The organism is Plantactinospora sp. DSM 117369, from assembly GCF_053764795.1.
Map to the genome: position 1 here is coordinate 8,386,593 of NZ_CM132446.1, position 14,066 is coordinate 8,400,658.

A 14,066-nucleotide genomic window follows, 5' to 3' on the forward strand; every position below is an offset into this window, starting at 1 on the left:
CGAGCCGGATGGCAGGATGGAGCGGTGAATCCCGCAGGTGAGCGAGAGCAGACCCGCCCGTCGCCGACCTTCTACTCCGAGATCGGCGGCGAACCGACCTTCCGGAGACTGGTCGACGAGTTCTACGCGGGCGTCGCCACCGATCCGGTGCTCCGGCCGATGTACCCGGAGGCGGACCTCGGCCCGGCGGCGGAACGGCTCACGCTCTTCCTGATCCAGTACTGGGGCGGCCCGAACACCTACTCGGCGCAGCGCGGCCATCCCAGGCTCCGGATGCGGCACGCGCCGTTCCGGGTCGGGCCGGTCGAGCGGGACGCCTGGCTGCGGCACATGCGGCGGGCCGTGGACCGGCTGGAGCTGTCGCCGGAGCAGCACGAGACCCTGTGGCAGTACCTCGAACGGGCCGCGTACTTCATGGTCAACACCATGGACGAGACACCCGGGCCGGCGCAGTGAGCGGTGGCCCTGGCGGGGACGCTCCCTAGAGCAGTGCGCCCTCGTCGTGCAGCCAGTCGACGAAGGTGGTCGCCACCGCGGCTCCACAGTCCAGCATCTCGACGAGCAGGGCGTCGTGCGCGCCGGCACTCAACGGCACCTGCAACTCGGCGTAGATGGGTAGCTGGCCGCGTTCGGTGGGGTCACCGACGTACGCCTTGCAGAACCGGCGGGTGTGGTTCCACTCGTTGACCACCCGGTAGGCCCGGTCGGCCCAGTCCGGCGGGACCGTGGAGTGTGGCCGCGCCCGCATGACGAGGATCTCGTCGTCCGGCCCCTCCAGGGCGAACAGCACGGCGTGCCGCTCCCACATGGCCAGCAGGCTGCCGTCGCCGTCGGCGAGATAACGCACGTCGAGCAGGTCCAGCGCGTCGCCGACCCGACGGAGCGTCACCGGCGCGATCACCGGGGGGATCTCCCTGATCGAAGCCCGATCCCCGGGCCGGGAGTCCCGGTCGCCGGCCCTGGTCTCGGGTTCCGGCCGGGAGTCGTGTTCCGGCTCCCGGGGCGCCGGCGGCCCGACCCGGACGGCACCGTCCGACGGGATCCTGCTTCGAGTTTCCGGCTCGCCGCCACCGGCGTGGCCGGGGCGCCATGACCACCACGGCATCGCTTGAGCACCTCACTCCCCAGCGGATCCACATGCCTACGTTGCGTTGGATCCGAGGCCCGACGGTACCCGTACAGCCGGCTCGAAGCACCCCCCCAACTGCAGCCCCAAGACGGATGGACCATGCCTCATCAACCGTTCGGGTGATCACGCGCCGGTTTTATCGCAAGCTGGCTGACTTTCTGTGACCATGCCACTCCGAATGGTGCAGCCAATCCGACCCAACGACCCATGATCCGCACCTGTACGGCATCCTGCCCGGGCGGGCCGGAGGAGCCGAGAAAGCCCATCCGGACGATGGCCTGGACCAGCCGTTGAGAGACCTCGATCCGGCTGGCGTCACGTATCGGATCGGTGCCGGCGGCGCCGGGGTCGGGTACCGGATCGGTGCTCGACGGGGGCCCGGTCACCACCACCGCGACGTGGTCGAGCAGGGCGTCCCGGACCGCGCGCTGGCCCACCGCCCGGCCGGCGACGCCCCCACTGGCCGCGCCCCGCAGGGTGTCCGCCGCCGCGGCCGCGATCCGGCGCAGCTCGGCACCGGCGATCGTCTCCAGCACCGTGCCGGGCCCACCGGGCACCGGCCACCGCCAGTCGGCGTCCCGGCGCCGCGGCAGCGCCGCACCACCTCGGCCGAGTTCGGCCAGCAGCTCGGCGGCGGAGACCGTGGCATCGCCGGGACCGGCCCCGGCGACCACCCGGCCGACCAGCACGCCCCAGGGCAGCCGGGCCCAGAGCACGGTCCGGTCCGGGCCGCCGGCCGCCGCGCCGGGAGCCCCGGAGCGGAGCCGGACCACCGCACCCGGGTCGAGCCGGGTCAGCCGGGCCAGAAAGGCACCGGCGTCCGGCCGGCCGGAGAGCCCGTGCCCGTTCCCGTTCCCGGGCGCCACTCCCGCACCACCGGTAACCTTCCCCGCACCGGGCACCGTGTCGCTCCCTACGCCGGCTTGTCCCGGGCCGCCGGCTCGACCAGATAGCGCCGGAGGAACTCCTGCTCCTCGTCGGTCAGCCGGCGGGGCCGCTGCCGCTCCAGGTCGAACGGCACCAGTACCGACCGGGCCCGGCTGGCCAGCACCGTACGGTCGAACAGCTCGTAGCCGATGGTGAACCGGGACTGCCGCAGATCCTCGACCCACATCTCGATGTGCACCGTCGGGGCGCTCTCGGCGGTGGCCGGATCGAGCGTGTACTCGACCGGGCGCAGGTAGTCGATCTCGTGCCGGTAGATCACCACGCCGTCGGCGAACGAGCCGACTCCCCAGGCCCGACCGCCGGCGAACATCAGCGCCACCCGGGCCTCCTCGTAGAGGGTGAGGAAGCGGGCGTTGTTGACGTGCCCGTACGCGTCCAGGTCGGACCAGCGCAGCGTGCAGTCGTAGCCGAACCGCCGGCTGTCGAGCTGCTCCGCCTGCGCCGGCCGGGCCTGCACCGGACTAGTCACGGGTGAGCTTGCGGTAGGTGACCCGGTGTGGCCGGGCCGCCTCGGCGCCGAGCCGGTCGATCTTGTTCTTCTCGTACGCCTCGAAGTTGCCCTCGAACCAGAACCACTTCGACGGGTCCTCGTCGTCGCCCTCCCAGGCCAGGATGTGCGTCGCCACCCGGTCCAGGAACATCCGGTCGTGCGAGATGACCACGGCGCAGCCGGGGAACTCCAGCAGCGCGTTCTCCAGCGAGGAGAGGGTCTCCACGTCCAGGTCGTTGGTGGGCTCGTCGAGCAGGATGACGTTGCCGCCGATCTTGAGGGTCAGCGCCAGGTTGAGCCGGTTGCGCTCGCCGCCGGAGAGCACCTTGGTCGGCTTCTGCTGGTCCGGACCCTTGAACCCGAAGGCCGCCACGTACGCCCGGGAGGGCATCTCGACCTTGCCCACCATCAGGTGGTCCAGCCCGTCCGAGACGACCTCCCAGACGGTCTTGTCGCCGGCCAACCCCTGCCGGTTCTGGTCGACGTACGACAGCTTGACCGTCTCACCGACCTTGACCGAGCCGGCGGTCGGCTGCTCCAACCCGACGATCGTCTTGAACAGCGTGGTCTTGCCGACGCCGTTCGGACCGATGATGCCGACGATGCCGTTGCGGGGCAGCGAGAAGCTCAGGTCCTCGATCAGCACCCGCTCCCCGAATGCCTTGCGCAGCCCGTGCGCCTCGATCACCGTGCTGCCCAGCCGCGGGCCCGGCGGGATCTGGATCTCCTCGAAGTCCAGCTTCCGGGTCTTCTCGGCCTCGTTGGCCATCTCCTCGTAGCGGTCCAGCCGGGCCTTGGACTTGGTCTGCCGGGCCTTGGCGTTGGACCGGACCCACTCCAGTTCCTCGCTGAGCCGCTTCTTCATCTTGGCGTCGCGGCGGCCCTCGACGGCCAGCCGGGCGGCCTTCTTCTCCAGGTAGGTGGAGTAGTTGCCCTCGTAGCCGACGGCCCGGCCGCGGTCGAGTTCGAGGATCCAGCCGGCCACGTTGTCGAGGAAGTACCGGTCGTGGGTGATCGCCATGACCGTGCCGGCGTACTTGGCGAGGTGCTGCTCCAGCCACTGCACGCTCTCCGCGTCCAGGTGGTTGGTCGGCTCGTCCAGCAGCAGCAGGTCGGGCGCTTCCAGCAGCAGCTTGCAGAGCGCGACCCGGCGCCGCTCACCGCCGGAGAGCTGGGTGACGTCGGCGTCCGGCGGCGGGCAGCGCAGTGCGTCCATCGCCAGTTCGAGCTTGGAGTCGACGTCCCAGGCGTCGGCGTGGTCCAACTCCTCCTGGAGCTGCCCCATCTCGGCCATCAGCTCGTCGGAGTAGTCGGTGGCCATCTGCTCGGCGATCTTGTTGAACCGCTCCAGCTTGGCCTTGGTCTCCGCCACCGCCTCCTCGATGTTGCCGAGCACGGTCTTGGCGTCGTTGAGCGGCGGCTCCTGGGCGAGCAGCCCGACGGTGTAGCCGGGCATCAGCCGGGCCTCGCCGTTGCTCGGCCGGTCCAGGCCCGCCATGATCTTGAGCAGGCTGGACTTGCCGGCGCCGTTCGGACCGACCACACCGATCTTGGCCCCCGGCAGGAAGCTCAGCGTCACGTTGTCCAGCACGACCTTGTCGCCGTGCGCCTTGCGCGCCTTCTCCAGGACGTAGATGTACTGGGCCACGGTGCGGCCTACCTCCCACGGATGTGATGTCCCCGGATGCCGTGTATACGACCGACCACGACGTCGGGCTTGCTGTGGACCGCGGTGTCGGGTCACGCCGGCCACGCGGTGCGGCGGAAACGCCATCGTCAATCCTGACAGGTCCGGCCCGCCCCGCCCACATCACCCTCCACCGGAGCCTCCGCCGGGCAGGTCGGGTGGCCATGATCACCTTTGGGTTTCTCCGTCGCGTCCCGGAGGGCAGTACTTGTGGCACTGGGGGTTAGGCACCGCAGCTACGCTCAGTACGCTCAGCGGTGGACACCCGTCATCACCGGAGGTGCACTGATTGTGACCGTACGTAGCTCGTTCGTGGTCGTTGCGAATCGCCTGCCGGTCGACGAGGTGACCACCCCCGAGGGACGCCAGTGGCGGCGTAGCCCGGGGGGACTGGTCACCGCCCTGCATCCGGTGCTCGCCCAACACCAGGGCACCTGGGTCGGCTGGGCCGGCGGAGTGGGCGCCGCGCCGGAGCCGTTCGACCTGGAGGGGATCCGGCTGCACCCGGTGCCACTGAGCGCCGAGGAACTCGAACGCTACTACGAGGGCCAGTCCAACGCCACGATCTGGCCGCTCTACCACGACGCGGTGGAGACTCCGGCCTACAAGCGCCGCTGGCGCGAGGCGTACCGGCTGGTGAACGCCCGGTTCGCCGAGGCCGCGGCCGAGGTGGCCGCCGAAGGGGCGACGGTCTGGGTACAGGACTACCAGCTTCAGCTCGTGCCGGCGATGCTCCGCGAACTCCGCCCCGACCTGCGGATCGGCTTCTTCCTGCACATCCCGTTCCCGCCGATCGAACTCTTCATGCAGATGCCGCTGCGCGCCGAGGTGCTGCGCGGGCTGCTCGGCGCCGACCTGGTCGGCTTCCAGCAGCGGTTGGCGGCGCAGAACTTCGTCCGGCTGGCCCGGCACCTGCTCGGCCTGCGCTACGAGGGCCAGATGATCCAGGTGGACGGCCGGCAGGTCAAGGCCGGCGCGTTCCCCATCTCGATCGACGTCGCCGAGATGGAGCGGATGGCCGTCGACCCGGCGGTGCAGGCCCGGGCCAAGCAGATCCGCACCGAGCTGGGCGACCCGAAGACGGTGATCCTCGGGGTGGACCGGCTCGACTACACCAAGGGGATCGAGCTTCGGCTCAAGGCGTTCCGCGAGTTGCTGTCTGACGGAAAGTTGACAGTTCCGGACGCGGTTATGGTGCAGGTTGCTACGCCAAGTCGGGAACGGGTGGAGCACTACCAGGCACTCCGGGTCAAGGTGGAACGCGAAGTTGGTCGAATTAATGGCGAATTCGGCCGGGTCGGTGTACCGGCCGTCCACTACCTCCATCAGTCGTACAGTCGCAGTGAACTGGCCGCGCTCTACTGCGCGGCCGACGTGATGATGGTGACCCCGCTGCGAGACGGAATGAATCTGGTGGCCAAGGAGTACGTAGCAACGCGCGCCGACTCGGGCGGCGCCCTCGTGCTCAGTGAGTTTGCCGGCGCCGCCACCGAGCTGCGCCAGGCATTCCTCTGTAACCCGCACGATCCGGACGGAGTCAAGGACGCGCTGCTGCGCGCGGTCCACGTGGACAAGGTCGAGGCCCGGCGCCGCATGCGCATCATGCAGCGCCACCTGCGTACCCACGACGTCGGACACTGGGCCCGGTCCTTCCTCAACGAGTTGGGTGTACCCGAGACGGAGGACGAGTGAAGTCCGGCTCCCTGCTCGACGGGGGTCCCCGCACCCTCGACTCGATCGACCCCGAACTGCGGGCCGCGATCGGCCGGATCGCCCGGGTACCACAGCTTCTGGTCGCCTGCGACTACGACGGCACGCTCGCGCCGATCGTCGAGGACCCGACCAGGGCGGTGCCGCTGCCCGAGTCGGTCGCCGCCGTACGCGCGCTGGCCGCCCTGCCGCAGACCACCGTCGCCGTGGTCTCCGGGCGGGCCCTGCGCGACCTGGCCACCCTCTCCCGGCTGCCCAGCGAGGTGCACCTGGTGGGCAGCCACGGTTCCGAGTTCGATATTGGTTTCGTGGAGCGGCTCTCCCCCGAGCTGATCGAGGTACGCACCCGGCTCCGCAACGAGCTGCGCCAGATCGTCGCCGGCCGGGCCCGGGTGCGCCTGGAGACCAAGCCGGCCAGCATCGCGGTACACACCCGGGGCGCCGACCCGGAGCTGGCCGCCGAGGTGATCGCGGCGGTGGACGCCGGCCCCGCCGTCTGGCCGGACGTCACCGTGACCCGGGGCAAGGAGGTGATCGAGCTCTCGGTGATCCCGACCAACAAGGGCACCGCGCTCGAACAGCTCCGTACCCAGCTCTCGGCGAGCGCGGCGCTCTTCCTCGGCGACGACGTCACCGACGAGAACGCCTTCGCCAAGTTGCACGGGCCGGACGTCGGCATCAAGATCGGTCCGGGCGAGACCCGGGCCGCGTTCCGGATCGACGAGCCGGTCGACGCCGCCCGGGTGCTCGGACTGCTGCTGGAGGTACGCCGGAACTGGCTCTTCGGCGAGCGGGCGGTACCGATCGAGCGGCACTCGATGCTGGCCAACGGGCGTACCGTCGCCCTCGTCACCCCGGAGGCGAGCCTGAGCTGGCTCTGCCACCCCAAGCCCGACTCGCCGGCCATCTTCGCCGACCTGGTCGGCGGCAACCCGGCCGGCTACTTCAGCATCGCCCCGGAACGCGGCGGCCTGCCGCTCGGCCAGCGCTACCGGCCCGGCACGATGACCGTGGAGACCCGTTGGTCCGGGTTGACCGTCACCGACTGGCTGGACCGGCCGTCCACCGACGGCGTGCCGAGCGGCTCGGCGGTGATCAGCGGCGACTCCACCCTGATCCGGGTGCTCAGCGGCGCCGGCCGGGTCCGGCTGGACTTCGCGCCCCGCCCCGAGTTCGGCCAGGTCGCGGTGCAGCTCCAGCCGCTCGGCGACGGGCTGCTGGTGCTCGGTTCCAACGAGCCGATCGCGCTCTACTCCCCCGGCGTCGAGTGGGAGATCGTGAACGACGGCGGATACGAGACCGCCCGGGCGGTGGTCGACCTGGCCGCCGCCGGTGGCCAGATCACCTGCGAACTGCGGTTCGGCTCGCACAGCCTGGACCACCACCGGGTGCCGGTGCACGAGCGGCAGGCGATGGCCGAGCAGCCGTGGCGGGACTGGGTCGCCGGGCTGCGGCTGCCCACCTCCGCCCGCGACCTGGTCGGGCGGAGCGCGCTGACCCTGCGCGGCCTGGTGCACGAGGCCAGCGGCTCGATCCTGGCCGCCGCCACCACCTCGCTGCCGGAGGAGCTGGGCGGGGTACGCAACTGGGACTACCGGTACTGCTGGCTGCGGGACGCCGCGATGACCGCGCGGGCGCTGGTCGACCTCGGCTCGCTGAGCGAGGCCGAGGGCTTCCTGCGCTGGGTCGACGGCTGTGTCGAACGCACCGGCGGGCATCCGGAGCGGCTGCACCCGCTCTACACGGTCGACGGCTACGAACTCGGCGCCGAGGCGGTCATCGACACCCTGCCCGGGTACGCCGGCTCCCGGCCGGTCCGGGTCGGCAACCTCGCCAACCACCAGCTCCAGCTCGACGTCTTCGGGCCGATCGCCGACCTGCTGGCGGCCGTCGCCGACCTGCGCGGCGAGGTACGCGACACCGAGTGGCGGGTGCTGGAGAACATGGTCGAGGCGGTCGCCCGGCGCTGGCACGAGCCCGACCACGGGCTCTGGGAGGCCCGGCTGCCACCCCGGCACCACGTCTACTCCAAGGTGATGTGCTGGATGACCGTGGACCGGGCGCTGCACGTGGTGCGGCGGCACGGCGACGGCGACCGGCCGGAGTGGGTCGAGCTGCGCGACCGGATCGGGCACAACGTGCTGGAGTTCGGCTGGCACTCCGGGGCCGGCGCCTACACGGTGGCGTACGGGGACGAGGAGATGGACGCCTCCTCGCTCTGGATCGGCCTGTCGGGGCTGCTGCCCGACGACGACCCCCGGTTCCTGGCCACCGTGCTGAAGGTCGAGGCCGACCTGCGCAGCGGTCCGGTGGTCTACCGCTACCGGTGGGACGACGGGCTGCCGGGCCGGGAGGGCGGCTTCCACATCTGCACGGCCTGGCTGATCGAGGCGTACCTGCGTACCGGTCGGCGGTCCGACGCCGAGGAACTGTTCACCCAGATGGTGGACACGGCCGGCCCGACCGGCCTGCTTCCGGAGCAGTACGACCCGATCTCCGAGCGCGGCCTGGGCAACCACCCGCAGGCATACAGCCACCTCGGCCTGATCCGCTGCGCCCTCCTGCTGGACGACATGGTCAAGTCCTGACCGGTACGCCGCTGCCGTGGACCGCGCGGAGTCGCGTCCACGGCAGCGGCGGCGTGGTCGTCCGGCGAGCGCCGGCCGACCGCTCGATTTTCGTGAAACGGCTCAGAGTTTGTGGAACGGCTCAGAGTTTGTGGACGGTGATGCGGCGGCCATCGGAGCCCGCGGCCACCAGGCTCCCGTCGTCGGAGAAGGCGAGATCGTGGAACCACTGATTCCGCCATCCGCCATTGCCCCGCAGCCGTACTCCGCTCGGCTCCCGGTCGGCGGCCGTGAACAGGTCGACGGTCTCACAGCCGGTTGCCAGGAACCTGCCGTCGGCAGAATAGCGCCAGAGATGGAGCGGGGACCATTCGGACCGATCCTCATCGGGAAATGTCCAGGCCAGGTCTCCCGACTCCAGGGAAATAGCGCGCAGCCCCGCTGAGACGTCCCCGATCAGCAGCGTCTCGGATGGATCAAAGTCAATATTGCCGAAGTGGTCGGAGACGGGAATCCGCTGTACCAGCCGCCGCCGGTCAACGTCCCAGATCTCTAGCTCGTGCGGCTTGTCCAGCGTCCCGCGATCGACTCGGAACAGCGCCAGTCGGCGTCCAGAGGATGAAAGTGCGCCGGCCCCGTAGTGGGTCGGTGATTCGGTCGACACCTCGAACAGGGTCGCACCCCCGGCATCGACCACCCGGGCACGACCGCTCAAGGAGCCGGTATTGCTCAGCCAGCCGGTGTACTCCATCAGCAGCAGGCGCCGGTGGGACCCGTCGAAACCGTGCCGGGCGGAACCCACGGCGAATCCGTCCTGGCAACTGACCAGGAGCCGACTTGCGCCGGTGGCCAGGTCCAGCCGCCAAACCTCCTTTTCCAACAGGTAGACGACACCCGAGCCGTCATGTTCGAAGTACGTGCCGTGCACCTTGGAACGGTGCCGCACCCCGCTTCCGGGGATGGAATGCACCAGGCGCCGGAGGCCGGTCGCGACATCGATCAGACAGATCTCGGTCGCGGATTCGTCCCGGAGCCCGATGACGGCAAGCAGGGTGCCGCCATCCGGATGCAGATCGACGCCGTGCAGATAACGGTTCGGGCCGACCAGGCACTCCAGCACCGCCTCACCCGGCGCCACGGCGTCCCGTTCACGGACGATCACGAACCCGCGCCCCAGCCGCTTGTCGACCTCAGCCGCCAGGGCGTCCCGGGCGCCATCCTCGGTGTAGAAATCAACGGCGCTCTCCCGGGCCTTGCCGCTGCCGGCCCAACTCGCCCTGGTCAGCCGCGATCCGACACGCCCCAACCGGCAGTATTTGCGCTTCACCGGATCAGGAAAGGTCAACAGAATCTGATCTTCAGGCACGCAGCGATGCTAACCACTACGTACGACGGAGACGACGACAGTCGCCGGCCCGCCCCCCTTCGGCGCTCCGGGCCGGGGCGGGGCGGGGCGGATCCGCGAGCCTGGGAGGGTCAGGACGGCAGGCTCACCGTGGCCGGGGTGCTCTCTCGTGATTGGGCAGCAGTTGTCCGACCGAGTGGTACGTTCGGTCAGTCGGATCGACGCGTGACGATACTTCAATCGTTCGGGGTGGCGGAGCTGCCGGTGCTGGCCGGAACTCCGGCCAGCGTGGTTGCCACGTCGCCGAAGACCACCACCGCCGGGGGGCGGAAACCGGCCGCGAGCGCCTCTGCCGCGACCGCGTCCAGGGTCGACCGGAGCACCCGCTGACCGTCGGTCGTACCCTCCTGCACGACTGCGGCAGGAGTGCTCGCCGACCGGCCGTGCGCCCGCAGCGCGGCGGCGATCGCCGGCAGGTTGTTCAGCCCCATCAGCACGACCAGGGTGCCGCGCAGCCGGGCCAGCACCGACCAGTCGACCAGGGAGTCGGGATGCTCCGGCGGGAGGTGCCCGGAGACCACCGTGAACTCGTGCGCCACGCCCCGGTGGGTCACCGGGATGCCGGCCGCCGCCGGAGCCGCGACCGAACTGGTCACCCCGGGGACCACGGTCACCGGTATCCCGGCGGCCGCACAGGCCAGCGCCTCCTCGCCACCTCGACCGAAGACGTACGGGTCGCCGCCCTTGAGGCGGACCACCCGGGCGCCGGCCAGGGCCCGGTCCACCAGTACCCGGTTGATCTCCTCCTGCGCGGCGGCCGGCCCGTGCGGGATCTTGGTGGCATCCACCAGCTCGACCTCGGGCCGCAACTCGTCGAGGAGCAGCCCGGGGACCAGCCGGTCGGCGACCACCACGTCGGCCTCGGCGAGCAGCCGCCGGCCGCGGACCGTGATCAGTTCGGGGTCGCCGGGACCCGCGCCGACCAGCGCGACCCGCCCGACAGGCCGTTCCGGCCGACCGGTGGAGACCGCCGTGTCCGCCGCCAGGCCGTCGGCACCGGTCCGCTCCGGCGGCACGCCGGTGCCGCCACTGTGGCCGCTGTCACCACTGTCGCCACTGTGACCGGCGGTGCCGGGGGCGCCGGTGCCGGTGCCGGGGGCGCCGGCAACCGTGCCGCCCGGCCCGCCGCCGTCACCGTCCCGCACACTGCCGTTCAGCGTGCTCCCCTCCACCGGTGCGGCGCCGTCGGGCGCGGACCCGTCCGGTGGGGGCAGCAGCGGCGGCTCCGCCGCGACACCGGAGAGCGATCCGGCGATCAACTGCTCCCGGATCGCGTCCCTGACCGCCACGGCCCGACGCGGGTCACCCCCGCCGAGCACGGCGACGGTGAGCGGGCCGTACCGGGTGACCGCCGGGGTCCAGGCGGTCGCGGCGTCGCGGTCGTCGGCGCGTACGCAGAAGATCTGCCGGTCGAGCGCGGCGGCGCTGACCGCCTCGGCGGCGGCCGGATCGTCCACGGCCACCTGCACCAGCCAGGCCCCGTCGAGGTCGCCCGGCGCGAACTCCCGGGCGACCCACTCCACCCGGCCCGCGTCGACGTGTGCCCGCAGCGCCGGGGTCAGCTCGGGGGCGACCACCACCACCCGGGCCTCCGCGTCCAGCAGCGCCGGCACCCGCCGGGTCGCCACCGCCCCGCCACCGACCACCAGCACCCGCCGGCCGGCGAGCCGCAGCGCAAGCGGATACATGATCATTTCTCCGACACTCCCGCCGCGTCGAACGTGGCCACCTCGTGCAGTACCCGCACCGCGCTGGCGACCACCGGATAGGCAAGCAGGGCGCCGGTGCCCTCGCCGAGCCGTAGGCCCAGATCGATTATCGGCAGCAGGCCGAGCCGGTCCAACCCGGCGGTCGCGCCCGGCTCGGCCGAGCGGTGCCCGGCAACCATCGCGCCGACCGCGTCCGGGGCGAAGGCGGCCGCCGCGAGCGCGGCGGCGACCGCACTCACCCCGTCCAGCAGCACCGGGACACGCCGCGCGGCGCCGCCCAGGACGAAGCCGGCCAGCGCCGCGTGCTCCAGCCCGCCGACCGCGGCCAGCACCCCGAGCGGATCGGCCGGATCGGGTACGTGCCGGGCCAGCGCTGCCCGCACCACAGCCACCTTCCGGGAGTACGTGGCGTCGTCGATCCCGGTGCCCCGTCCGGTCGCCTCGGCCGGGTCGATTCCGGTGAAGGCGGCGATCAGCGCGGCGGCTGCCGTGGTGTTGCCGATCCCCATGTCCCCGGTGACCAGGATCCCGGCGCCGGAGTCGAGCAGTTCGTGTGCCACCCGAACGCCGGTCTCGACCGCGCTGCGTGCCTCGTCCCGGGTCAGGGCGGGTTGCACGCTCATGTCCCGGCTGCCGGCCCGGACCTTCGCGCTGACCAGCCGGGGAGCCGGCCGCGCCGACCGCTGCGCCGGCACCACCGGCCGAGCCAGCGGGGTGGCCACCCCGACGTCGACCACGGTCACCGTGGCGCCGGTCTGCCCGGCGAACGCGTTCACCACCGCGCCACCGGCCAGGAAGTTGGCCACCATCTGCGCGGTGACCTCCTGCGGCCACGGGGTCACCCCCTGGGCGTGCACCCCGTGGTCGGCCGCGAAGATCGCCACCGCGGCGGGCTCGGGCAGCGGCGGTGGACAGGCGCCGGCCAGCCCGGCCAGCCGGATCGAGAGTTCCTCCAGGGCGCCCAGCGAACCGGCCGGCTTGGTCAGCCTGGCGTGCAGGTCGTGAGCCGCGGCCATGGCCGCCTCGTCGAGGGGACCGATCTCGGCGAGGGTGGCGTCCAACATTATTCCTCCAGGATTCCGGCCAGCGCGGCCACGAACAGGTCGGTGGTGGCAGTGTCCCGTACCGCGAGGCGCAGCCAGTCGGGGCCCAGCCCCGGAAAGGTGTCTCCCCGGCGTACCGCGAAACCCCGGTCGCGCAGGGCCAGCCGTACCCGCGCCGCCCCGGGCAGGTGCACCAGGACGAACGCGCTGGCCGGGGTGCCCGCGACGCGTACCCCGGGCAGCTCGCCGAGCCGCCGGACCAGGTACGCCCGCTCGACGGCGAGCCGCGCGGCGATCCGGCGCTCCGCCTCCACCGCACCGGGCGTGGCGCAGGCCGCCGCCGCGGCGAGCGCGGGGGTCGAGACCGCCCAGAGTGGTTGTACCGCCGCCAACCGCCCGACCAGCTCGGCCGGAGCGAGCAGGTAGCCGATGCGGAGTCCGGCCAGCCCCCAGGTCTTGGTGAGGCTCCGCACGACGACCAGCCCCGGCAGGTCGCGCCGGGTCGCCAGGGACTCGGGTTCGGCCGATCCCCCGGCCGCTCCTCCGGAGCCGATCCCGACACGTCCGGCCCCGGCGGGCCCGGTGTCGGTGCCGATGGTGGAGTCGGCGAACGCCTCGTCGACGACCAGTACCCGGCCGGGGCGGGCCAGGCCGGCCAGGACGTCAGCCGGGTGGAGTACCGAGGTGGGGTTGGTCGGGTTGCCCACGAAGACCAGGTCGGCGTCGGCCGGTACCCGGTCGGGGTCCAGCCGGAAGCCGGTCTCCGCCGGCAGCAGCACCCGCTCGACCCGGTGTCCTGCCGCCCGCAGCGCCGCCTCCGGCTCGGTGAACTGGGGATGCACGACCACCGGTCGGCGCGCGCCGCGCAGTGCCTGGGCGAGCAGCACGAACCCCTCGGCGGCCCCGGCGGTCAGCAGCACCTCGTCGACCGGCCGGCGGTGCCGGGCGGCGACGGCGGCCCGGGCCGGGGCCGGGTCGGGATAGGCGGTCAGCGTCTCCAGCGAGGCGACGATCGGTTCCCGCAACCAGGCCGGCATCGGGTGCCGCTGGACGTTGACCGCGAGATCCACCAGACCGGGAGCGAGTTCGACGTCGCCGTGGTGGCCGAGATCGGGCTCGTGCCGGCCGAGCTGGTCAGGCTCGTGCCGGCCGAGCTGGTCGGGCCGGTGCTGGTCGAGCTCGTCGGGCCCTCGCGGGCCGGGATCGGGCCCGACGGATGGCGGTGCGGCTGCGGGCCGAGGCATGGGCATGATCCTGCCGGGCGGCCGGCGGCGGCGGCCAGCGGGCGCCCCGGAACGGATCGGGAATGGTCGAACCGGCGCTCCGAAGCGCTCGCACATTCGCGAATCTTTATCATGTTTTACCGAGATTTATCCTA

The 14,066-nt window shown here is 72.0% G+C and carries 11 protein-coding genes; 3 read left to right on the plus strand and 8 right to left on the minus strand.

Annotation, left to right across the window (positions count from 1 at the left end; genetic code table 11):
* Positions 1-24 precede the first annotated feature (24 nt).
* Positions 25-456, plus strand: coding sequence for a globin (locus ACSMXO_RS35785; RefSeq protein WP_346260008.1), 432 nt, complete (start codon positions 25-27; stop codon positions 454-456).
* Positions 457-481: 25 nt separating this feature from the next.
* Here ACSMXO_RS35785 and ACSMXO_RS35790 read toward each other — a convergent pair whose 3' ends face one another.
* The 4 genes from ACSMXO_RS35790 to ettA form a co-directional block, all read right to left on the minus strand.
* Complete coding sequence (locus ACSMXO_RS35790) at positions 482-1,105, minus strand: type III secretion system chaperone family protein (RefSeq protein WP_346260009.1); 624 nt, start codon at positions 1,103-1,105, stop codon at positions 482-484.
* A 131-nt stretch (positions 1,106-1,236) separates the two neighbouring features.
* The gene (locus ACSMXO_RS35795) at positions 1,237-1,995 is read right to left on the minus strand and encodes a hypothetical protein (protein WP_455415418.1); all 759 of its coding nucleotides are present in this window, start codon (positions 1,993-1,995) and stop codon (positions 1,237-1,239) included.
* A 47-nt stretch (positions 1,996-2,042) separates the two neighbouring features.
* The gene (locus tag ACSMXO_RS35800; protein ID WP_346260011.1) at positions 2,043-2,546 is read right to left on the minus strand and encodes an acyl-CoA thioesterase; all 504 of its coding nucleotides are present in this window, start codon (positions 2,544-2,546) and stop codon (positions 2,043-2,045) included.
* Positions 2,539-4,215 carry an energy-dependent translational throttle protein EttA gene (gene ettA, locus ACSMXO_RS35805; RefSeq protein ID WP_346260012.1) on the minus strand — a complete coding sequence of 559 codons (1,677 nt, stop codon included), beginning with the start codon at positions 4,213-4,215 and terminating at the stop codon, positions 2,539-2,541. The genes ACSMXO_RS35800 and ettA overlap by 8 nt, the downstream gene beginning before the upstream one ends.
* Positions 4,216-4,545: 330 nt before the next feature.
* Here ettA and ACSMXO_RS35810 point away from each other — a divergent pair, with 330 nt between their 5' ends.
* Together ACSMXO_RS35810 and otsB are read left to right on the plus strand one after the other, a co-directional pair.
* Positions 4,546-5,946: an alpha,alpha-trehalose-phosphate synthase (UDP-forming) gene (locus ACSMXO_RS35810; protein WP_101367673.1), complete on the plus strand. Its 1,401-nt coding sequence runs from the start codon at positions 4,546-4,548 to the stop codon at positions 5,944-5,946.
* Between the two features lie 11 nt (positions 5,947-5,957).
* Positions 5,958-8,552, plus strand: coding sequence for a trehalose-phosphatase (gene otsB / locus ACSMXO_RS35815; protein WP_455419390.1), 2,595 nt, complete (start codon positions 5,958-5,960; stop codon positions 8,550-8,552).
* Between the two features lie 121 nt (positions 8,553-8,673).
* Here otsB and ACSMXO_RS35820 read toward each other — a convergent pair whose 3' ends face one another.
* The 4 genes from ACSMXO_RS35820 to cobC all read right to left on the minus strand — a co-directional run bounded on the left by ACSMXO_RS35820 (position 8,674) and on the right by cobC (position 13,932).
* Entirely contained in the window at positions 8,674-9,897 is a 1,224-nt protein-coding gene (locus ACSMXO_RS35820; protein ID WP_455415419.1) for a WD40 repeat domain-containing protein, read from the minus strand.
* A 215-nt stretch (positions 9,898-10,112) separates the two neighbouring features.
* A complete protein-coding gene (gene cobA / locus ACSMXO_RS35825; RefSeq protein ID WP_455415420.1) occupies positions 10,113-11,624 on the minus strand; it encodes a uroporphyrinogen-III C-methyltransferase in 1,512 nt (503 codons plus the stop codon).
* A gap of 2 nt (positions 11,625-11,626) precedes the next feature.
* Positions 11,627-12,709 (minus strand): nicotinate-nucleotide--dimethylbenzimidazole phosphoribosyltransferase, encoded by a 1,083-nt coding sequence (gene cobT, locus ACSMXO_RS35830; RefSeq protein ID WP_346260015.1) that lies wholly within the window; start codon positions 12,707-12,709, stop codon positions 11,627-11,629.
* Entirely contained in the window at positions 12,709-13,932 is a 1,224-nt protein-coding gene (gene cobC, locus ACSMXO_RS35835; protein WP_455415421.1) for an Rv2231c family pyridoxal phosphate-dependent protein CobC, read from the minus strand. The genes cobT and cobC overlap by 1 nt, the downstream gene beginning before the upstream one ends.
* Positions 13,933-14,066: the final 134 nt, after the last annotated feature.